At 55.1% G+C, this 19,360-nt stretch carries 23 protein-coding genes; 11 read left to right on the forward strand and 12 right to left on the reverse strand.

Features of this window, described 5'->3' with window-relative positions; all coding sequences use genetic code 11:
* Positions 1–150: 150 nt before the first annotated feature.
* The 6 genes from rfaQ to coaD all read left to right on the forward strand — a co-directional run bounded on the left by rfaQ (position 151) and on the right by coaD (position 6,145).
* Positions 151–1,221 carry a putative lipopolysaccharide heptosyltransferase III gene (rfaQ, locus tag ACSZO1_RS15695; protein WP_437614183.1) on the forward strand — a complete coding sequence of 357 codons (1,071 nt, stop codon included), beginning with the start codon at positions 151–153 and terminating at the stop codon, positions 1,219–1,221.
* A 37-nt stretch (positions 1,222–1,258) separates the two neighbouring features.
* Positions 1,259–2,362 (forward strand): glycosyltransferase, encoded by a 1,104-nt coding sequence (locus ACSZO1_RS15700; protein WP_437614185.1) that lies wholly within the window; start codon positions 1,259–1,261, stop codon positions 2,360–2,362.
* Positions 2,363–2,387: 25 nt separating this feature from the next.
* Complete coding sequence (locus ACSZO1_RS15705; protein ID WP_437614187.1) at positions 2,388–3,524, forward strand: glycosyltransferase family 4 protein; 1,137 nt, start codon at positions 2,388–2,390, stop codon at positions 3,522–3,524.
* Positions 3,525–3,614: 90 nt separating this feature from the next.
* Positions 3,615–4,889, forward strand: a complete 1,275-nt coding sequence (gene waaA, locus ACSZO1_RS15710; protein WP_437614189.1) for a lipid IV(A) 3-deoxy-D-manno-octulosonic acid transferase — start codon at positions 3,615–3,617, stop codon at positions 4,887–4,889.
* A complete protein-coding gene (locus ACSZO1_RS15715) occupies positions 4,890–5,666 on the forward strand; it encodes a glycosyltransferase family 2 protein (protein WP_437614191.1) in 777 nt (258 codons plus the stop codon). It begins immediately after the preceding gene.
* The gene (gene coaD / locus ACSZO1_RS15720; protein ID WP_437614193.1) at positions 5,663–6,145 is read left to right on the forward strand and encodes a pantetheine-phosphate adenylyltransferase; all 483 of its coding nucleotides are present in this window, start codon (positions 5,663–5,665) and stop codon (positions 6,143–6,145) included. The genes ACSZO1_RS15715 and coaD overlap by 4 nt, the downstream gene beginning before the upstream one ends.
* Positions 6,146–6,178: 33 nt before the next feature.
* Here coaD and mutM read toward each other — a convergent pair whose 3' ends face one another.
* The 4 genes from mutM to radC all read right to left on the reverse strand — a co-directional run bounded on the left by mutM (position 6,179) and on the right by radC (position 8,412).
* Positions 6,179–6,988, reverse strand: coding sequence for a bifunctional DNA-formamidopyrimidine glycosylase/DNA-(apurinic or apyrimidinic site) lyase (mutM, locus tag ACSZO1_RS15725; RefSeq protein ID WP_437614195.1), 810 nt, complete (start codon positions 6,986–6,988; stop codon positions 6,179–6,181).
* A 77-nt stretch (positions 6,989–7,065) separates the two neighbouring features.
* Positions 7,066–7,233 carry a 50S ribosomal protein L33 gene (rpmG, locus tag ACSZO1_RS15730; protein ID WP_001051798.1) on the reverse strand — a complete coding sequence of 56 codons (168 nt, stop codon included), beginning with the start codon at positions 7,231–7,233 and terminating at the stop codon, positions 7,066–7,068.
* A gap of 11 nt (positions 7,234–7,244) precedes the next feature.
* Positions 7,245–7,481, reverse strand: a complete 237-nt coding sequence (rpmB, locus tag ACSZO1_RS15735; protein ID WP_437614197.1) for a 50S ribosomal protein L28 — start codon at positions 7,479–7,481, stop codon at positions 7,245–7,247.
* A 262-nt stretch (positions 7,482–7,743) separates the two neighbouring features.
* Positions 7,744–8,412 carry a RadC family protein gene (gene radC, locus ACSZO1_RS15740; RefSeq protein ID WP_437614199.1) on the reverse strand — a complete coding sequence of 223 codons (669 nt, stop codon included), beginning with the start codon at positions 8,410–8,412 and terminating at the stop codon, positions 7,744–7,746.
* A 196-nt stretch (positions 8,413–8,608) separates the two neighbouring features.
* Between radC and coaBC the strand changes: the two genes are divergently transcribed.
* From coaBC to slmA, 3 genes are all read left to right on the forward strand, one after another.
* A complete protein-coding gene (coaBC, locus tag ACSZO1_RS15745) occupies positions 8,609–9,823 on the forward strand; it encodes a bifunctional phosphopantothenoylcysteine decarboxylase/phosphopantothenate--cysteine ligase CoaBC (protein ID WP_437614201.1) in 1,215 nt (404 codons plus the stop codon).
* Positions 9,801–10,259, forward strand: a complete 459-nt coding sequence (dut, locus tag ACSZO1_RS15750) for a dUTP diphosphatase (RefSeq protein ID WP_437614203.1) — start codon at positions 9,801–9,803, stop codon at positions 10,257–10,259. The genes coaBC and dut overlap by 23 nt, the downstream gene beginning before the upstream one ends.
* A gap of 120 nt (positions 10,260–10,379) precedes the next feature.
* The gene (gene slmA / locus ACSZO1_RS15755) at positions 10,380–10,976 is read left to right on the forward strand and encodes a nucleoid occlusion factor SlmA (protein WP_437614205.1); all 597 of its coding nucleotides are present in this window, start codon (positions 10,380–10,382) and stop codon (positions 10,974–10,976) included.
* Here slmA and ACSZO1_RS15760 read toward each other — a convergent pair whose 3' ends face one another.
* Genes ACSZO1_RS15760 through rph form a run of 4 tightly spaced genes read right to left on the reverse strand, consistent with a single transcriptional unit; the run spans position 10,977 to position 14,965 of the window.
* Positions 10,977–11,462 carry a GDYXXLXY domain-containing protein gene (locus ACSZO1_RS15760; protein ID WP_437614207.1) on the reverse strand — a complete coding sequence of 162 codons (486 nt, stop codon included), beginning with the start codon at positions 11,460–11,462 and terminating at the stop codon, positions 10,977–10,979.
* A complete protein-coding gene (locus tag ACSZO1_RS15765) occupies positions 11,455–13,515 on the reverse strand; it encodes a DUF4401 domain-containing protein (protein WP_437614209.1) in 2,061 nt (686 codons plus the stop codon). The genes ACSZO1_RS15760 and ACSZO1_RS15765 overlap by 8 nt, the downstream gene beginning before the upstream one ends.
* A gap of 32 nt (positions 13,516–13,547) precedes the next feature.
* Entirely contained in the window at positions 13,548–14,189 is a 642-nt protein-coding gene (gene pyrE / locus ACSZO1_RS15770) for an orotate phosphoribosyltransferase (RefSeq protein WP_437614211.1), read from the reverse strand.
* A 59-nt stretch (positions 14,190–14,248) separates the two neighbouring features.
* A complete protein-coding gene (gene rph / locus ACSZO1_RS15775; protein ID WP_437614213.1) occupies positions 14,249–14,965 on the reverse strand; it encodes a ribonuclease PH in 717 nt (238 codons plus the stop codon).
* Positions 14,966–15,134: 169 nt separating this feature from the next.
* On the opposite strand from rph, the gene ACSZO1_RS15780 reads away from it, so the two are divergent.
* Positions 15,135–16,319 carry a NupC/NupG family nucleoside CNT transporter gene (locus ACSZO1_RS15780; protein ID WP_437614215.1) on the forward strand — a complete coding sequence of 395 codons (1,185 nt, stop codon included), beginning with the start codon at positions 15,135–15,137 and terminating at the stop codon, positions 16,317–16,319.
* 111 nt (positions 16,320–16,430) lie between these two features.
* On the opposite strand, the gene ACSZO1_RS15785 is transcribed toward ACSZO1_RS15780, so the two are convergent.
* Positions 16,431–16,883, reverse strand: a complete 453-nt coding sequence (locus ACSZO1_RS15785; protein WP_437614217.1) for a DUF3574 domain-containing protein — start codon at positions 16,881–16,883, stop codon at positions 16,431–16,433.
* Between the two features lie 192 nt (positions 16,884–17,075).
* Between ACSZO1_RS15785 and ACSZO1_RS15790 the strand changes: the two genes are divergently transcribed.
* Positions 17,076–17,939 (forward strand): YicC/YloC family endoribonuclease, encoded by an 864-nt coding sequence (locus ACSZO1_RS15790; protein ID WP_437614219.1) that lies wholly within the window; start codon positions 17,076–17,078, stop codon positions 17,937–17,939.
* A gap of 118 nt (positions 17,940–18,057) precedes the next feature.
* Here ACSZO1_RS15790 and ACSZO1_RS15795 read toward each other — a convergent pair whose 3' ends face one another.
* The 3 genes from ACSZO1_RS15795 to ACSZO1_RS15805 all read right to left on the reverse strand — a co-directional run bounded on the left by ACSZO1_RS15795 (position 18,058) and on the right by ACSZO1_RS15805 (position 19,279).
* Entirely contained in the window at positions 18,058–18,270 is a 213-nt protein-coding gene (locus ACSZO1_RS15795; protein WP_437614221.1) for a YdgH/BhsA/McbA-like domain containing protein, read from the reverse strand.
* 207 nt (positions 18,271–18,477) lie between these two features.
* On the reverse strand, positions 18,478–18,789 hold the full coding sequence (locus tag ACSZO1_RS15800) for a hypothetical protein (protein ID WP_437614225.1): 312 nt from the start codon (positions 18,787–18,789) through the stop codon (positions 18,478–18,480).
* Positions 18,790–18,868: 79 nt separating this feature from the next.
* Positions 18,869–19,279: an isochorismatase family protein gene (locus ACSZO1_RS15805; RefSeq protein WP_437614223.1), complete on the reverse strand. Its 411-nt coding sequence runs from the start codon at positions 19,277–19,279 to the stop codon at positions 18,869–18,871.
* Between the last annotated feature and the right edge of the window lie 81 nt (positions 19,280–19,360).

The raw sequence follows: 19,360 nt of genomic DNA on the forward strand, positions 1-19,360 counted from the left end.
GCAGGATAGCTTATCGGTAGCTAACCGTCCCTCCATCCACATGACCAAGCGTTGCACTTATTATCTGAATTCGCGGAGTCTTTGGGCGACTAGCCATCCCCCGAGCACTCCTTTAGAATCAGCCCCTGGCTTGATAAATAGCGATAACCCATGAGTCTGACGCCCTCTCTTGCTCCGGCAAATGTGACCCGCATCCTGGTGATCAAATTTCGCCACCATGGCGATATGCTGTTGACGACCCCCGTGATCCACTCGCTGCGCAAAGCGTACCCGCAGGCGAAAATTGATGTTTTGCTGTACGAAGAGACACGCCCGATGCTGGCGAATCATCCTGACATCAACCAGATTTACGCGATCGACCGTAACTGGAAGAAACAGGGGGTGCGCCATCAGATCTGCCAGGAGTGGCGACTGATGAAAACGCTGCGTCAGCAACGTTATTCGCTGGTGATTAACCTCGCCGATCAATCGCGCAGCGGCATGATCGCCCGCTTTACCGGCGCGCCCCGCCGTATAGGATTTGATTTCCCCCGCCGTCGCAATGCATGGTGGCGGATGTGTCATACCGACCTTGTCTCCATCGCAAATCACAGCAGCCTGCATACGGTTGAGCAGAATCTCTCGGTGCTGGCGCCGCTGCAACTGGCGGAACCCGCCAGCAATGTGGCCATGCATTATGCCGCCAGCGATCGCGAAAAGGTGCAGACCCTGCTGGGCGCCACCGGGGATTATATTGTGGTGCAGCCGACATCACGCTGGTTCTTTAAATGCTGGGATGAGCAAAAATTTGCCGCAACCCTGCAGGCGCTGCATGATGACGGGCATACTCTTGTGCTGACGTCAGGGCCGGATCAGCGTGAACTGAAGATGGTCTCCTCAATTATCAACCAGATGCGCGCCAGCGATCGCGTGATTTCACTGGCCGGGCAACTAACCCTGCCGCAACTGGCCGCGGTGATTGACCATGCCCGACTGTTTATCGGCGTCGACTCGGTGCCAATGCATATGGCCGCAGCATTGCAGACACCTTGCGTGGCGCTGTTTGGCCCGTCGAAGCTGGTATTCTGGCGACCATGGCAGGTCAAAGGTGAGGTGATCTGGGCCGGTGACTTCGGACCGCTACCCGATCCGGATCAGGTGGATACCCGTACCAGCGAACGTTATCTTGACGCTATTCCTGTCGAGACCGTGCTGACGGCAGCACGAAAGTTGCTGGCATAGCCCGTTGCCGCGTCCCCTTCCAACCATGGATTAATGTATGCGTATCCTGATGATTATTGATGGCCTGCCAGGCGGCGGCGCAGAAAAAGTAGTGCTTACATTATGCCAGGGCATGCAGCAGATGGGGCATGCTGTCAGCCTGTTTTCGCTGGCAGAAAAGTGCGATTACGCAATCCCGCACGGCGTGAATTACCAGGTCGTGCAGAGCGATAGCCGCAAGCCCTGGCGCAAACTGACTGAACTGACACGCCGTGCCCGCGCGCTGGACCAGGCGATTATTGCTGAGCAGCAGCGCCACGGTGATTTCGATCTGGTTTTCTCCAGCCTGCACAAGACCGACCGTATCGTCACACGCTGTCGCAGCATCAACCCGGCAAAGCTCTGGTTCTGCATCCATGGCATTCTTTCCACTTCTTATCTTGGGCACCGCAAAGGGCTTGATCGCTGGCTGAAGCGGCGCAAGATGGCCAGTATCTACCAGGGAAAAAATATCGTCGCGGTATCGCAGGCGATCAGTGACGACCTGCAACACCATATCGGCGTCACACCCGCCAGGACTGCCGTGATTAATAATCCCTTCGATATCCAGGCGCTGCAGCAACAAGCTGCTCAACCCTGCGAACGTGAAGGCAGTGACTACCTGGTACATGTCGGGCGTTTTCATCTCACTAAACGCCATGACCGCCTGATCAAAGCCTATGCGCTCTCCGGCATTCAGGCACCGCTGCTGCTGCTGGGCACCGGCACCGACGCACAACTGACACAGGCGAAAGCCCTCGCTGCACAGCTTGGTGTGGCGGATCGCGTCGTTTTCGCCGGTTTTCAGGCGAATCCCTTCCCATTGATTAAACATGCACGTTTGCTGGTGCTAAGTTCAGACAGTGAGGGGTTCGGCAATGTGCTGGTTGAAGCGATGCTGTGCGGCACCCCGGTTGTCAGTACACGCTGCCCGGGCGGCCCTGCGGAGATCCTGCATAAAGTGGGGCTGGAGCAGGCACTGGCAGAGATGAATGAACAGTCTCTGGCGGAAAAAATGGCGGCAATCTGGCAACAGCAGCCCGTGATTAACCAGCAGGCGCTGGAAAGTTATGATATTAAACCGATCTGCCAGCAGTATCTGGCGCTGAGTCAGACTCGCTAACTTACCCCAGCAAGGAGCATTCTCAATGAATAAAGTCCGCCTCGCCATCGTCAGACAGAAGTATCGCCCTGACGGCGGTGCAGAACGCTTTATCTCACGCGCGCTGGAAGCGCTCGACGGTGATCAGCTCGATCTCAACATTATTACCCGCAGCTGGCAGGGTACACCAAACCCGGACTGGCATCTGCATATCTGTAACCCGAAAAAATGGGGACGCATCTCGCGTGAACGCGGTTTTGCCGTTGCTGCGCGCGCCTGCTGGCAGCAGGAGAAATTTGATATCGTGCAGAGCCATGAACGCATCGCCGGCTGCGATATTTTCCGTGCGGGCGATGGTGTACACCGTGTCTGGCTGGAGCAGCGCGCACGGATTATCACCCCGCTGCAACGCCTGACAACCCGGTTAAGTCCGTACCATCGCTACGTCATGCATGCGGAAGAGGAGATGTTTCGCTCTGCGTCACTGAAGAAAATCATCTGCAATTCAGAGATGGTTAAGCAGGACATTATTCGCTGCTTCCAGGTACCGGAAGAGAAGTTTGCCGTGATCTATAACGCCATTGATGCCCAGCGTTTTCAGCCGGCAACCGACGCCACCCGCCATGCTGCGCGCCAGCAATTGCGTATTCCGCAGGATGCCTGCACGCTGATTTATGTCGGCTCTGGTTTTGAGCGTAAAGGCTTGCGCGCTGCGATTCAGGCGATCGCCAACAGTGACCGCTATCTGATTGTCGTCGGTCAGGACAAGCAGCTGAGCCGTTATCAGCAACTGGCAAACCAGCTTAACTGCCTGAACCGAATCCGTTTTGTCGGCGTGCAGCAGGATGTCATCACATTCTATCATGCGGCGGACGGCCTGATTTTGCCGACACTGTATGACCCGTTCCCGAATGTCATCCTGGAAGCGATGGCGTGCGGGTTACCGGTTATCACCAGCTTCGGTTGCGGCGGCGCGGAATTTATTACCGACGGGCAGGAAGGCTTTGTCTGTGACGCATTAGATATCAAAGCGTTAAACCTGGCTGTTACACGAATTCCGTTAAAATCAGCGGATTCAGCGATGGGAGAGGCTGCACGCGCCAGAATTTTGCCTTATTCGCCGCAACGTCTGGCCGCTGAATTACATGCGCTGTATCAACAAGTATTGCAACAGCATGATTAAGTAAGATGAGCACGGGCAAGTTATCTGCTAACATGCCGCATTGTTTTTCGGTTTACTATTTGACGCATTTGTGTCGCAAAAATAATTAGTATGACGACAATTTATACCGCCCTGCTCTACCTCATTCAGCCACTGATCTGGTTGCGCCTTTGGCTGCGCGGCCGTAAAGCCCCTGCCTATCGTAAACGCTGGGCGGAACGCTATGGTTTTTGTGAGGGTAAGGTCAAACCGGACGGTATCCTGCTGCACTCAGTGTCAGTGGGAGAAACCCTTGCCGCCGTACCGCTGGTGCGAGCACTGCGTCATCGCTATCCGACATTGCCGATTACCGTCACCACGATGACGCCTACCGGTTCTGAACGCGCGCAATCGGCGTTTGGTAAAGATGTCCATCACGTGTATCTGCCTTACGACCTGCCTGGCGCGATCAACCGCTTCCTGGATACCACCAGCCCCAGACTGGTGATTATCATGGAAACCGAGCTGTGGCCGAACATTATTCGTGCGCTGCATCAGCGTAACATTCCGCTGGTGATTGCTAATGCGCGCCTTTCCGAGCGCTCCGCCGCGGGCTATAAGAAACTGGGCAAATTTATGCAGCGTCTGCTGCAGAAAATCACCCTGATCGCCGCGCAGAATGCGGAAGATGGCGAACGCTTTATCGGTCTCGGTTTAAAGCGCTCTCACCTCGCTGTCACTGGCAGCCTGAAATTTGATATCTCCGTGACGCCAGAACTGGCGGCACGTGCCGTGACCCTGCGCCGCCAGTGGGCGCCGCGTCGCCCGGTCTGGATTGCCACCAGTACCCATGAAGGCGAAGAGAGCGTGGTGTTTGACGCGCACCGCCAGCTGCTGGCGCGTTTCCCTGACCTGTTGCTGATTCTGGCACCACGTCACCCGGAACGCTTCGACACCGCACGCGACATGGCACAAAAAGCGGGCTTCAGCTATACACTGCGCAGCAGCGGTGAAATTCCGTCCGGCAGCACTCAGGTAGTGATTGCCGATACCATGGGTGAGCTGATGTTGCTGTATGGGATTGCCGATCTGGCATTTGTCGGCGGCAGCCTGGTGGAACGTGGCGGACATAATCCGCTGGAGCCAGCCGCGCATGCCATTCCGGTGCTGATGGGACCACACACTTTTAACTTCAAAGATATCTGCAGCAAACTGCAGCAGGCGGACGGTTTGATCACCGTGACCGATGCTGCCTCGCTGGATAAAGAGATCGGCAACCTGCTCACCGATGATGACTATCGCCGCTATTACGGTCGCCACGCGGTAGACGTGCTGCATCAGAACCAGGGCGCGCTGCAGCGTCTGCTACAGTTACTCGAACCCCATTTACCACCACGGAATCATTAAATGACCTCTCGCCAACGACTTTCGGTGGTGATGATCGCCAAAAATGAGGCGGAACTGCTGCCAGATTGCCTGGCGTCAGTGAGCTGGGCCGACGAAATCATTTTGCTCGACTCCGGCAGCAGCGACGCCACCGCGGAGATCGCCCGTCAGCACAACGTTCAGGTTTATCATTCGGACAGCTGGCCCGGCTATGGCCGTCAGCGCCAGCAGGCGCAAAGCTACGCCAGTGGTGAAATGATTTTGATGATCGATGCCGATGAGCGGGTCACCCCTGAATTGCGCGCCTCGATTGAGCGTGTCCTGACCACGCCGCAGCCGCATACGGTATACAGTATCGCGCGACGCAATCTGTTTCTCGGGCGCTTTATGCGCCACAGCGGCTGGTATCCTGATCGCGTCACCCGCCTTTACCCGCGCGACTACCACTACAATGATCATCAGGTGCATGAGTCGCTGGACACCCGTGATGCGCACGTGGTGCCGCTGCGGGGTGATCTGCAGCACCTTACCTGCCGCGATTTCGCCGCCTTCCAGCGTAAGCAGTTCGCCTATGCGGAAGCCTGGGCCAGACAGCGTCACCAGCAGGGAAAAACCTGCTCAGTGTTTGCCATCTTTGGCCATACGCTGGGTGCCTTTATGAAAACGCTGGTACTGCGCGCCGGTATTCTTGATGGCAAACAGGGCTGGCTGCTGGCGACGGTGAATGCGCAGTACACCTTTAACAAATACGCGGCGCTGTGGGCGCTGAACCAGTCAGCTGACAAGGGTAGCTTATGAGTACCAAAGCGATCTATCCCGGCACTTTTGACCCGATGACCAATGGTCATCTCGATATCGTGACGCGCGCCGCGCTGATGTTCGACAAACTGGTGCTGGCCATCGCCGCCAGCCCGAGCAAAAAGCCGATGTTCTCGCTGGACGAGCGCGTGGCACTGGCACAACAGGTTACATCACATCTTGCGAATGTTGAGGTGGTGGGCTTCAGCGATCTGATGGCCAACTTCGCCAGAGCGCAGAATGCCAATGTGCTGGTACGCGGTTTGCGCGCGGTGTCAGACTTTGAGTATGAACTGCAACTGGCGCATATGAATCGCCACCTGCTGCCAACGCTGGAAAGTGTATTTCTGATGCCATCAGAAGAGTTTTCCTTTATCTCTTCCTCACTGGTCAAAGAAGTGGCACGCCATCAGGGTGATGTCCAGGCCTTTCTGCCTGCCGTCGTTCACCAGGCGTTGATGGAAAAACTGCAGGGCTGACACAGACGGCGTGATCACATCACGCCACCGTGATTATTTCTGACAGCCGCGGCAGAAAAAGGTGCTGCGCTGCCCATGTTTCGCACTTTCAATTAGCGTGCCGCACACCCGACAGGCTTCCCCGGCCCGTCCATACACCTGCAGCTCCTGCGCAAAATAGCCCGGCTTGCCGTCGGTTTGTAAGAAGTCGCGCAGCGTGGTGCCGCCCTGCTCAATTGAACGCAGCAGTACCGCTTTAATGGTTTCGACCAGCAGCTTACACTGCCCTTTATTCAGTGAACCTGGCTGACGATCAGGCAGGATCCCGGCAGCAAACAGCGACTCACTGGCATAGATATTTCCCACGCCCACCACCAGCTTATTATCCATCAGCCAGGGTTTAATCGCCGTGCGTTTGCCACGCGATTTCTCAAACAGGTAGTCACCATTAAATGCTTCGCTGAGCGGCTCCGGCCCGAGATGCGCCAGCACGTTGCTGGCCTGCGGATCAACACTCCATAACCAGGCGCCGAAACGACGTGGATCGGTATAACGCAGCACTTTGCCATTGCTCATCACCAGATCGACATGATCGTGTTTCGCTGCCGGGATCTCTTCCGGCAAGACGCGCAGACTGCCGGACATGCCGAGATGAATGATGATCCAGCCAGTGGGGAGTTCCAGCAGCAGATATTTGGCGCGGCGCTGCACGCTTAATACCGGCTGATCGCTTAATGCATGAATTTCCTGTGATACCGGCCAGCGCAGGCGACCATTACGCACCACAGCATGTAAAATCGTTTCGCCGACCAGATGCGGCTCAATACCACGACGACTGGTTTCTACCTCAGGTAACTCAGGCATGCCAACTCCTTGTGTTTGATGCTCTGCTAAAACAAAAAAACCCGGCCGAAGCCGGGTTTTTTCTTAAGTCACTAAAATTATTTAATTTTAGCTTCTTTATAGATCACATGCTGACGAACAACTGGATCGAATTTTTTCAGTTCCAGTTTTTCCGGCTTAGTGCGCTTGTTCTTAGTGGTGGTATAGAAGTGACCTGTACCAGCAGAAGAAACCAGCTTGATCTTCTCACGAATACCTTTAGCCATGATTCAGTTCCTTAGTACTTCTCACCACGGGCACGCAGTTCAGACAGAACAACGTCAATACCCTTTTTATCAATTACACGCATACCTTTAGCAGATACACGCAGTGTAACAAAGCGCTTTTCGCTCTCAACCCAAAAACGGTGAGAGTGCAGGTTCGGCAGGAAACGGCGTTTCGTCGCGTTCATTGCGTGGGAACGGTTGTTACCGGTCACCGGACGCTTGCCAGTTACTTGGCAGACTCGTGACATGTCTATTCTCCAAAAATCAAATCAGCTCGAGCTTTAAAAATAAGGTTTTGGCCGCCTCGTCAGGCTCTTAGCCCATCCAGGCGAGTTCCATGTGAACCCGCTGAGCAGGCCCAAACGCCAAACCCGAGATTCTCAAAGGTGGCGTAGTATACGCCCTGTAGCGCCAGTGCTCAAGTCCCGAACAGATAAAGATCCCGCTGGATCGCGCAAAATAGCCGCAGCTGGTCAGAAAACCTGTCGTATGCGGCGCGTATTGCTCACTTTATATCCAGCCACGCTCGGCAAAGGAGACATAGTTGCCCTGCCCCACCACCAGATGATCTAATACTTTTATATTCAATAACAAACTTGCAGTGATAATCTGCCGGGTAATATCTCGATCAGCCAGACTGGGCTCCGCCATGCCGGAGGGGTGATTATGCGCCAGAATCATGGCTGCGGCATTGATTTTTAACGCTTCACGCACAATTTCGCGCGGGTGTACCTCGACACTGCTGATTGTACCGGCAAACATTTCGCGCGATATAATCACCCGGTGCTGGTTATCGAGAAAAATCACCATAAAAATTTCCCGCTCCTGATGCGCCAGCATACCCAGCAGGTATTCATGGGTCAGTTGCGGGTTCGCCAGCACATCTGCACGCGCCAGATGCTCGCGAAATACCCGGCGCGCCAGCTCAGACACCGCATGCAGTTGCGCCATCTTGGCATCGCCCATGCCTTTGATCGTCGCAAGCTCCTGCCAGTCCGCCGCCATGACCCGGCGCAATGAGCCAAAATGGTGTAAAAGCTGCTGTGCCAGCGCCATCACCGATTGTCCAACCGATCCGGTACGTAAAAAAATCGCCAGCAATTCCACATCAGACAGCGCTTCAGCGCCCATCAGTTGTAGCTTCTCGCGTGGCATGATGTGGGGGCATAGTGCATTCATCGCCGCTCTCCTACTGGTTAAAAACACAGTATGCTATGCCCAAACACAGGCAAGTAGTGGTAAAGTGTCGTCTTGCGGGACAGCTCGCAAAGGTGCCGGGATGCTAAAGGGCTGTTCACAGAGAGTGTGATAAAATACGCAAATCGTAACGCGCTGCTCGCGCGTCGGACTGACTGTAATGATGGCGGATAACACTATGACGGGATTAACCGGGAAACACATCGTACTGGGCGTAAGTGGCGGCATCGCTGCCTATAAAGCACCAGATCTGGTACGCCGCCTGCGCGATCGCGGTGCGGAAGTACGGGTGGTGATGACCGAAGCGGCAAAAGCGTTTATCACCCCACTGAGCCTGCAGGCGGTTTCCGGTTTTCCGGTCTATGATGACCTGCTCGACCCGGCGGCAGAAGCGGCCATGGGCCATATCGAGCTGGGTAAATGGGCAGATCTGGTGATTCTGGCGCCCGCCACCGCCGACCTTATCGCACGCGTTGCCGCCGGGATGGCCAATGACCTGGTCACCACGATTTGCCTCGCGACCGCTGCGCCGATTGCTGTCGTACCAGCCATGAACCAGCAGATGTACCGCGCCAGCGCCACTCAGCACAACCTGAACACGCTGGCGGAACGCGGCGTGCTGATCTGGGGACCCGACAGCGGCAGCCAGGCCTGTGGTGATATTGGCCCGGGGCGCATGCTCGATCCCCTGGCGATTGTCGATCATGCCGTGAAATGGGCGACCCCCGTCAACGACCTGCAACATCTCAACATTATGATTACTGCCGGTCCGACACGCGAAGCACTTGATCCGGTACGTTTTATCAGCAATCACAGCTCCGGGAAAATGGGCTTTGCCATTGCTGCTGCTGCCGCTGCACGTGGTGCCAGTGTGACGCTGGTCGCCGGTCCGGTGAACCTGCCAACCCCGGCATGGGTCAAGCGCATCGATGTCACCACCGCACTGGAAATGCAGCAGGCGGTGATGACGAACGTTACGCGCCAGCACATTTTTATTGGCTGTGCCGCCGTGGCTGACTACCGCGCCGCGGTCATTGCCGGGGAAAAAATCAAAAAACAGGGTGATGAGATCACTCTCACCATGGTAAAAAACCCCGACATTGTGGCAGGTGTCGGTGCACTGACAGAAGGCCGACCCTTTGTGGTAGGATTTGCCGCTGAAACCCAGAATGTGGAAGAATACGCCCAACAAAAACGTGCGCGAAAACATCTGGATTTAATCTGCGCCAATGATGTGTCAAAAGCCGAGCAGGGTTTCAATAGCGACACCAATGCTCTTCACCTTTTTTGGCAGGAGGGAGATAAAGCCTTACCGCTCAGCGATAAGTCACTCCTTGGCCAACAGTTAATAGACGAGATTGTCAGCCGTTATGATGAAAAAAATCGACGTTAAAATTCTTGATGCACGTGTCGGCAACGAATTTCCGCTGCCGACATATGCTACCTCGGGATCAGCAGGCCTCGACCTGCGCGCCTGCCTGGATGCCGCCATTGAGCTGGCGCCAGGTGCAACCACCCTTATCCCTACCGGATTAGCCATTCATATCGCCGACCCGGCGCTGGCTGCGGTGATCCTGCCACGTTCCGGCCTGGGTCATAAACACGGCGTGGTCCTGGGCAACCTGGTGGGTCTGATCGACTCCGATTACCAGGGACAGCTGATGGTTTCCGTCTGGAACCGCGGCCAGGACAGCTTCACCGTGCAACCCGGTGAACGTATTGCACAGATGGTGTTTGTTCCTGTGGTGCAGGCCGAGTTTAATCTGGTGAACGATTTTGACGCCAGCGCGCGTGGTGAAGGTGGCTTTGGCCACTCAGGCCGCCAGTAACGCATAACGTACAGCCCTCGTAACTAAAGTTATTAACGCGTAATGCCGTGAGACACCCTCTCACGGATGTTGCGTGGGTACTTGCCCGTTTATCGTGAATTTTCAGGGGTCTTTGAAGTCATGGCAGAAAAAAAGAGTGCGAAAGGGAACCGTCGCGAAGAAATATTACAGGCTCTGGCGCAGATGCTGGAATCGAGTGATGGTAGCCAGCGCATTACCACCGCCAAACTGGCTGCCAGTGTCGGCGTTTCTGAAGCGGCACTTTACCGCCATTTTCCCAGCAAGACGCGGATGTTTGACAGCCTGATCGAATTTATTGAAGACAGCCTGACGTCGCGCATTAACCTGATTTTAAATGATGAAAAAGAGACACTGGCGCGTCTGCGTCTGATTGTGCAGCTGATTCTGGGCTTTGGCGAAAAAAATCCTGGTCTGACGCGCATTCTGACAGGCCATGCACTGATGTTTGAACAGGATCGCCTGCAGGGGCGTATCAACCAGCTGTTTGAACGTATTGAGGTGCAGTTACGCCAGGTGATGCGTGAACGTAAAATGCGTGAAGGCAGCGGATTCACCACCGATGAAACCCTGCTCGCCAGCCAGTTGCTGGCGTTCTGTGAAGGGATGCTGTCGCGTTTCGTGCGCTCTGAGTTCCGCTACCGTCCTACCGTGGAATTCGAAGCACGCTGGCCGCTGCTGGCGGCACAGCTGGTGTAATCACTTCGGCGCTGCGGTTAACGGCTTTAACTGCTCATCGAGCAATGCCACCAGCAGCGCCGTTCCCTCTTCATCGACACGCAACTCACCATAGCGCGCCATCGCAAAATCATCCGCATGCCCCTCCTCGAAGAACCACGCGTCACTGGCAACGCCCAGCTGGCGATTGCCCTGATGCGTCTGCAGGTAGCGCTGATTGTCAGCTAAAGGCTGTCCGCGATCCCATACCGCGTCGACCGCTACATGCTGCGCATTCACCGTGACAATTAAACGGCGATTCTCTGGCTGCTCATCCACTGACAGATGGTTATTCAGCGCATAATTCAGCGCCATATAGTCGCCCTGCAGCAACGCCCGCGGATCAACCGGCGCCAGTGCCAGCCTAACCACACCACCATGCGCCAGCAGTTGTTCTTTCTGATAAATCGCTAGGTTGGTTGCCAGCAGAATCAGCAGCAACGCGCCCAATAATAATCCTTTACGCATATTCCCCCCTCTGCAAACGCCAGTGTGCCAGCAGGGAGATCAACAGCAGCACAGCGCCTGCGGCGAACAGCATCAGCGATTTATCCAGCAGCGAAATACCAAGGAAGTAATACCAGTCAACGGTATACAACACCAGCAATACGGCGGCAGCCAGCATCAGGGATTTACTGTTCTGGTAACGCGCCAGCAACAGCAGCAACCACGCCAGCGCGATACCGGGGGCCACCAGGCTAATTGCTGCCAGTACCGTAGCGATCAGCAGCAGCGGCCATGCACCCGGCATGCGGTCACGGCGGCCCAGCAGTAACGCTGCGATCAGTAATCCGCCGGTAATCCCTTCATTCAGTGTCGAGAAATCACCGCCGCGCGGGGCAATCTCATCAATCAGCACCAGGCTCTGCAGTGGTACTGACCCCCAGAAACAGAGTGCCATCATCCCGACGCTGGCACCCAGCAGGCACGGCCGCAGTCGCCAGGCATAGCGGTCATCAATCGCCGCCAGAATCACAGCCACGGTAATCGCGGCAGATGCTGCCACGGGTAAGGCGCTGTTCAGCCAGGTTAATCCGCCAACAAGGAAAAAGACCAGCGCGGCGCTGTTAAGAAAACGGTAAAAGTGGTCGCGGAACAGCATAAACAGCAGCGCCAGTGCCGGGACAAATGCCAGACACATTTGCCCGCTGATCCAGCTGCGGTCATCCACCCACAGTGCGACCGCCGTGCAGCTGCTGAAAGTACAGGCGATGGCCCAGCACAGTCCCATCTGGCGGCGGGCAAGTCCTGGCTGACGCAATAACAGCCAGCCAGGTACACCACTGATCACGGCGATAAAGGCGAAGGTCGCCACATTAAAATCATCAAACTGCCCCCACAGGAAGCAGGCCAGCACCAGCATGGCAAAAGCGATAATCCCGGCAAACCAGCCACTGACCACCAGCGCCACACGCACATACCACGGCAGCTCACTCCCCTTATCCTGCTGTAAATCTGCCACCTGCTGTGAAGTCAGTAAGGATTGCTGCTGCAGCCGCTGTAAGAGGTGTTGCCGTTCAGCGCTGTCCTTCGGCGTTAAATCGTCAGGACTTTCCGCGCGCCATTTTATCATCCAGCGGCTGGCCTGCGCGCCACACAAGCACAGCACGACCAGCGCCACCGCGAATGTCAGCACAATATCGACACCAATCAGCAGGCGCATCACACCCGCCACCAGTAAAAAACTGATGCTGAACAGACCACAGGTGAGAATAAACAGATCGCGCTGGCGGCGGTAAAACAGCCAATACCCCGCCAGTAGCGAAGCACACCACAGCAATACGCTCAGCCAGCTGACCGGCTGCGCGTCGTCAATGATTATACTGCCGCAGGCCATGGTAAGAATGGTAAGCGTCCAGAACAGCATTACGCGAAACAGCCAGTTATTGCTGCGGGTCAGTGCATACCACACCACCAGCGCCAGCAGCAGAGCCAGCTGATAGAGCAGATACAGCAGATTTGTGGTGTGACTTAACGGGAGATCCAGCCAGCCATCCAGCCTGAACAGGAAAGCGATATTGGCGACCAGCCAGCAGAAAAACCACATCGCCGTCATACGCGCAAAACAGGCCAGCAGCGTTAATGCCACTGCCCAGGCGCGGAACAGTGTCCAGCTTTCAGCACCGGTTTGATAGACCTGGCCGTACACGGCAAACAGCACGCCGATTAACATACCGATAGCCAGCAGTGCGAGGCGGGCGCTGATTTGCGCCCAGCGCCACCAGACGATCACCGCCAGCGCGATAATCGCCCCTTCCAGCAGGGAAAACTTCAGCAGTTTCGGCAGTGCCTGCCAGTTCCAAGCGAAGAAGAAGATGATACCGCAGACCAGCGACAACAAACCGGCCAGTGCGAAGGTGGCGCGCAGAAAAAGTAACCATCCCTGCGCGTCCGGGCGTGCGCCGATGGCCTGTAAGATCGCATGGTGGCTATCCGCAGAAATCTGCCCCTGCACCTGTAACCGTCGAACGGCACGCCCTACGGCGGTAGCGGCTTTGCCGGCAAATAAATGGTTTTCCACGCGCTCTCCTCTGCGCCAGCCTGCGGCAATGGTCAGATACCGAACTCTTGCTGATAAGCGCGTACTGCCGCCAGATGATTCGCCATCTCAGGTTTCTCTTCCAGATAAGCGATCAGATCCTTAAGGGTGATAATGGCCGTCACCTGACACTGATAATCACGCTCCACTTCCTGAATCGCAGAGATCGCACCACGTCCGCGCTCCTGACGATCCAGCGAAATAAGTACGCCAGCCAGGGTGGCGCCATGGGCGCTGATAATGTCCATCGATTCGCGGATCGCGGTTCCCGCAGTAATCACATCATCCACCAGCATAATGCGCCCTTCCAGCGGGCTGCCCACCAGCGTGCCGCCTTCGCCGTGATCTTTGGCTTCTTTACGATTAAAGCAGTATGGCACATCACGCTCATGATGTTCTGCCAGCGCGACGGCGGTCGTGGTGGCAATTGGAATACCTTTGTATGCCGGGCCAAACAGCAGGTCGAAATCGATACCGGAATCCACCAGCGCCTGTGCGTAAAAACGGCCCAGCAGCGCCAGGTCACGTCCGGTATTAAACAGACCGGCATTAAAGAAGTAAGGGCTCTTACGGCCAGATTTCAGGGTGAATTCACCAAATTTCAGGACCTGCTTGTTCAGGGCAAACTCGATAAATTGGCGCTGCCAGGCTTTCATCACTCTCTCTCCTCAACACGATTGCGAAAAAAAGGCGACTCTGCGGTCGCCTGTAAAAATCAGTTTGCCAGCGCTGCTTTCTGCGCCTGAATTAAGCTGTCGATGCCGCCGCGCGCCAGCGCCAGCAGCTGTAACAGCTCATCGTGGCTGAACGGCTCGCCTTCAGCGGTGCCCTGCACTTCAATCATGCGGCCATCTTCGGTCATCACCACATTCATATCGGTTTCAGCTGCAGAGTCTTCAACGTACTCGAGATCACACACTGCTTCACCATTAACGATACCCACGGACACCGCCGCCACCATGCCTTTCATCGGGCTGGCGGCCAGTTTGCCCTGCGCCACCAGGTGGTTCAGTGCATCGGCCAGCGCCACACAGGCACCGGTAATCGACGCCGTGCGGGTGCCGCCATCGGCCTGCAGCACATCGCAGTCGAGGGTGATGGTAAACTCGCCCAGCGCTTTCAGATCCAGCGCGGCACGCAGTGAACGGGCAATCAGACGCTGAATTTCCAGCGTGCGTCCACCCTGTTTGCCTTTCGCGGCTTCACGTGCGTTACGGCTGTGGGTCGCACGCGGTAGCATACCGTATTCCGCCGTCACCCAACCCTGTCCCTGACCTTTCAGGAAACGCGGTACGCCTTCTTCAATCGTGGCGGTGCACAGCACTTTGGTATCACCGAATTCAACCAGCACAGAGCCTTCGGCATGTTTGGTGTAGTGGCGGGTGATGGTGACGGGACGCACCTGTTGTGCGCTACGGCCTGCTGGACGCATGGTTTCTCTCCGGCTTGCTAAATGTTTGGCTGCGCATTATACGGACTTCGCGCCCTGCTGCCTACCGACCCTTTGCACACCATTATTTTTCATTCCCTCAACAGAGATTTAATGAAAAAAAGCGCCAGCTGTGTATAAATGCGTCTTTCTTCCGCAAAATGAATGCAATATGTCGAACCTTATCCATTTTATTCTGGCGCTGGTGGTGATTTTCGCTCTGGCGTTACTGGTCAGCAGTGACCGCAAAAAAATCCGTCCACGCTATATCGTGCAACTGCTGGTTATTGAAGGCGCGCTGGCGTGGTTCTTCTTACATTCCGACAGCGGCACCTGGCTGGTCAGCCATTTCGCTGCTTTCTTTGAAAAACTGCTCTCCTACGCCGCAGAAGGTTCCAATTTTGTGTTCGGTGGCATGAGTAAAGACGGACTGGCGTTTATTTTCCTCGGCGTACTCTGCCCGATCATCTTTATTTCGGCACTGATTGGTATCCTGCAGCACTGGCGTATTCTGCCGATTGTGATTCGCGTGGTGGGCACTCTGCTGTCGAAAGTGAACGGCATGGGCAAACTGGAATCCTTTAATGCCGTCAGCAGTCTGATCCTCGGTCAGTCCGAAAACTTTATCGCCTATAAAGGCGTGCTGGCGGATATTTCCCAGCGTCGTCTCTATTCGATGGCGGCGGCGGCGATGTCGACGGTATCGCTGTCGATTGTCGGTGCGTATATGACGATGATCGACGCCCGATATGTGGTGGCGGCGCTGATTCTGAATATGTTCAGCACCTTTATTGTGCTGTCGATTATCAACCCGACACCAGTGGGTGATGAACCCGAAGTGAAACTGGAAAAGCTGCATGAAGATCAGAGCTTCTTTGAAATGCTGGGCGAATATATTCTCGCCGGTTTTAAAGTGGCGATGATTATTCTGGCGATGCTGATTGGCTTTATTGCGCTGATCGCAGCGGTGAATGCGCTGTTCTCCGCGGTATTTGGCATCAGCTTCCAGCAGATCCTTGGCTATGTCTTTTATCCGTTCGCCTGGCTGCTGGGTATTCCGGCACCGGATATCCTGCGGGCCGCCAGCATCATGGCGACCAAGCTGGTGGCGAATGAATTTGTCGCGATGATCGAGCTGAAAAAGATCGCCGCAGAGATGACACCGCGCGGTTTAGGCATTCTCTCCGTGTTCCTGGTGTCGTTCGCTAACTTTGCTTCTATCGGTATTGTTGCCGGTGCGATTAAAGGGCTGAACGAGAAGCAGGGTAATGTGGTGTCACGCTTTGGTCTGAAGCTGGTGTACGGCGCGACGCTGGTGAGTATGCTCTCCGCTGCCTTTGCCGGACTGATGCTGTAATGCTCTTTCCCCCGGTAACGGGGGAAGGCGGGATGGGGGAACGCACAACACCGTGCCTGTTTGCTCCCCCTCCCTGACTCTCCCCCATTTTATGGGGGAGAGAATTAACCATCAGAACGCGACACACACCGGCGCATCCACGCGCATCACCGAATCCTGGGCAAAACGCTGTTTATAGAGACTGCGCAGCGCTTCAATCCGCCCTTCACTCTCTTTATCCGTGCCATGAATCAGCAACAGGGCCTTGCTGTTTTCGCGCGCCAGTTTGCCATCATTACCCAGCCACTGACCTTTAGCGTCAAACACCGATAAGCCATCTTTAAAACGCGGCGTCACATCATTATCGATAAAGGCCTGCCACTCGGTGGCAGTGATCGCCGGCCCTGCCGGGCGGTTTAAACCGAAGTAAAGGGTGGTTTGCGTCATCGCATCACCCTGCGCACAGGCTGTGACAGGTGCAACTGGCGGCACCGCTTTTTTGGCCGGTGCAACACAGCCGCCAAGTAACAACGCGCTGGCAACCAGCATCACTTTCACCCGCTGCGGATTAATTATTTTTTGCATCTGCATCCCTTATTGAAATTAGACAGCTATCACCGGTACGCGACGCCACTGGCCGCTCACACATAATAAAAGCTCAGGGTAAAAACGCTATGCGGCATCATGGTTTTTCGCTGCATAATTCCTCTTTTTCCTGTTACCCCAGCCCAGGCATCGTTATAATTCCTTTATCTTTCTTTTATTCGGGTAAGCAAAATGATCCGCAGTATGACCGCCTATGCACGGCGTGAAACTAAAGGCGAATGGGGCAACGCAGCCTGGGAACTCCGTTCCGTAAACCAACGCTACCTGGAGACCTATATTCGTCTGCCGGAGCAGTTCCGCAGCTTAGAGCCGGTAATCCGCGAGCGCCTGCGTACCCGCCTGACGCGCGGCAAAATCGAATGCAACCTGCGTTTCGATGCTGACCCAAGCGCCCAGGGCGAACTGATTCTGAATGAAACCCTGGCGAAACAGCTGGTCAAAGCCGCGAACTGGGTGAAACTGCAGAGCGACGAAGGCGAGATTAACCCGCTGGATATTCTGCGCTGGCCGGGTGTGATGTCAGCGAAGGATCAGGATCTTGACACTATCACCGCAGAATTGCTGAATACGCTGGACGGCGCGATTGATGACTTTATCGCAGCACGCGAAAGCGAAGGCGCGGCACTGAAGGCACTGATTGAACAGCGTCTGGAAGGTGTCAGCCAGGAAGTGAAAAAAGTACGCGCGCAGATGCCGGAAGTCCTGAACTGGCAACGCGAAAGGCTGGTCAGCAAACTGGAAGAAGCGGAAGTCCAGCTGGAGAACAACCGTCTGGAGCAGGAACTGGTGATGATGGCGCAGCGTATCGATGTGGCGGAAGAGCTGGATCGCCTCGATGCGCATGTTAAAGAAACCTATAACATCCTGAAGAAGAAAGAAGCGGTAGGCCGCCGTCTCGACTTTATGATGCAGGAGTTTAACCGCGAGTCGAACACCCTGGGGTCAAAATCGATTAATGCCGATATCACCGCCGCAGCAATTGAGCTGAAGGTGTTGATTGAGCAGATGCGTGAGCAGATCCAGAACATCGAGTAATCCCCACGCAATCCCGCAAAAAACAAAAAACCGCCAGGCATCACACAGGGCGGTTTTTTTTATGGCGTTCTCGACGGGAGGCCGTCTTGCAACGGCCTTTCCAGCAATGTCGTCATACTTATTTGGTCAGTTCAGCGGTCATATACACCAGGTTGTTCGCCTGAGCACTGATCACGCGGTAACCTGATGCACCTTCAGCCTGCGCTTTCGCGGCAATTACAGACTCAGCATCATCCAGGCTACGGCCAGTTGCGCTGATAGTCTGAGCAAAGCTGCCGAAAGAGATCAGAGAAAGTACAGATACTGCAACGAAAGTTTTGATTGATTTCATGGTCATATTCCTCAGTAGTTTTTTATCATAAGAGGCCGAACCGCCTCGATATTAGAAATAATAGACCTGACCACGCGCGGATAAAAGCTGAACTATTTGCTGTTTTTATTCAAAAATATTGAAATAAAAACAGCGCTATTCGCCATGCCAAAAAATACGTTGCTGTTAAGCGCGACACTGAACAAGCAGCGCCGCGTTCACATCACATTAAAGAGGGGAAATCGCCTGCACCTCATGCTGGAACACATAAGGATCAGAGAGCAGCGCAAACTGCTCATCATCCGGATACGTCACAGCCACGTGGTAGTTTTCTCCGGCGAACGCTTTTACCGCAGCAATATCCTGCCAGTAAGTCGCAAGAAAGAAGTGCTCCCATTCACCCTGCGTTTCCCGGCGTACGGCAGCGCCCAGATTGCCCGCGGTACGCTGTGCATGCTCCACACCCGTCATCTCAAGATGTCTGGCAAATCCCTCCGCATACTGCAGAGGGACGCAACCGTGCCATGTTCTGACCAGCATCATCAATATCTCCCTGTTATGAATGAGTTTCACAACCTGACACATTAACAGCGGGTCGGGGGATATCAATATTTCTGTATCACACCGGATACATCGCCAGCACACTGGCAGTGTCGATAAGTGTGGCAAAATCCGCCGCCAGCAGCGCCATAGTGGCATCGAAGATAGTTTGTGCCGACAGGGGGGAAGGAGGGACATCAAAACCCATCACCGCATCATGGATGACCGTCATCCGAAAACCAAGGTCAGCACCGGCACGCACCGTGGAATTGACGCAAAAACCAGCCACCGCGCCAGTCACCAGTAGCTGGGTGATGCCGCAATCACGCAGATATTTCTCCAGTGTTGTGGAGGCAAATGCGGAGGACGTGCTTTTGATAAACACAGATTCCGTCGCCAGTTCCTGCGCGCAGGGCATCACCTGATAACCTGGCGCTTCGCGTGACAGCGGTGAAGCGGGGTCGGCATCTGCATGGCGAATATGAATCACTGGCGTAAGCGTCTCATCCAGACCGTCTTTTATTTTTGCCCGTGTTTTCTACCATGGACACTTTCGCGAACATGGACTCTG

The sequence above is a fragment of the Erwinia sp. V71 genome (genome assembly GCF_965644245.1).
In the GTDB taxonomy this organism is placed as follows: domain Bacteria; phylum Pseudomonadota; class Gammaproteobacteria; order Enterobacterales; family Enterobacteriaceae; genus Erwinia.

Coding starts and splice junctions, on each gene's coding strand:
- rfaQ (WP_437614183.1), top strand. CDS start 151: ATGAGTCTGACGCCCTCTCTTGCTCCGGCAAATGTGACCCGCATCCTG.
- ACSZO1_RS15700 (WP_437614185.1), top strand. CDS start 1,259: ATGCGTATCCTGATGATTATTGATGGCCTGCCAGGCGGCGGCGCAGAA.
- ACSZO1_RS15705 (WP_437614187.1), top strand. CDS start 2,388: ATGAATAAAGTCCGCCTCGCCATCGTCAGACAGAAGTATCGCCCTGAC.
- waaA (WP_437614189.1), top strand. CDS start 3,615: ATGACGACAATTTATACCGCCCTGCTCTACCTCATTCAGCCACTGATC.
- ACSZO1_RS15715 (WP_437614191.1), top strand. CDS start 4,890: ATGACCTCTCGCCAACGACTTTCGGTGGTGATGATCGCCAAAAATGAG.
- coaD (WP_437614193.1), top strand. CDS start 5,663: ATGAGTACCAAAGCGATCTATCCCGGCACTTTTGACCCGATGACCAAT.
- mutM (WP_437614195.1), bottom strand. CDS start 6,988: ATGCCTGAGTTACCTGAGGTAGAAACCAGTCGTCGTGGTATTGAGCCG.
- rpmG (WP_001051798.1), bottom strand. CDS start 7,233: ATGGCTAAAGGTATTCGTGAGAAGATCAAGCTGGTTTCTTCTGCTGGT.
- rpmB (WP_437614197.1), bottom strand. CDS start 7,481: ATGTCACGAGTCTGCCAAGTAACTGGCAAGCGTCCGGTGACCGGTAAC.
- radC (WP_437614199.1), bottom strand. CDS start 8,412: ATGAATGCACTATGCCCCCACATCATGCCACGCGAGAAGCTACAACTG.
- coaBC (WP_437614201.1), top strand. CDS start 8,609: ATGACGGGATTAACCGGGAAACACATCGTACTGGGCGTAAGTGGCGGC.
- dut (WP_437614203.1), top strand. CDS start 9,801: ATGATGAAAAAAATCGACGTTAAAATTCTTGATGCACGTGTCGGCAAC.
- slmA (WP_437614205.1), top strand. CDS start 10,380: ATGGCAGAAAAAAAGAGTGCGAAAGGGAACCGTCGCGAAGAAATATTA.
- ACSZO1_RS15760 (WP_437614207.1), bottom strand. CDS start 11,462: ATGCGTAAAGGATTATTATTGGGCGCGTTGCTGCTGATTCTGCTGGCA.
- pyrE (WP_437614211.1), bottom strand. CDS start 14,189: ATGAAAGCCTGGCAGCGCCAATTTATCGAGTTTGCCCTGAACAAGCAG.
- rph (WP_437614213.1), bottom strand. CDS start 14,965: ATGCGTCCAGCAGGCCGTAGCGCACAACAGGTGCGTCCCGTCACCATC.
- ACSZO1_RS15780 (WP_437614215.1), top strand. CDS start 15,135: ATGTCGAACCTTATCCATTTTATTCTGGCGCTGGTGGTGATTTTCGCT.
- ACSZO1_RS15785 (WP_437614217.1), bottom strand. CDS start 16,883: ATGCAAAAAATAATTAATCCGCAGCGGGTGAAAGTGATGCTGGTTGCC.
- ACSZO1_RS15790 (WP_437614219.1), top strand. CDS start 17,076: ATGATCCGCAGTATGACCGCCTATGCACGGCGTGAAACTAAAGGCGAA.
- ACSZO1_RS15795 (WP_437614221.1), bottom strand. CDS start 18,270: ATGAAATCAATCAAAACTTTCGTTGCAGTATCTGTACTTTCTCTGATC.
- ACSZO1_RS15800 (WP_437614225.1), bottom strand. CDS start 18,789: ATGCTGGTCAGAACATGGCACGGTTGCGTCCCTCTGCAGTATGCGGAG.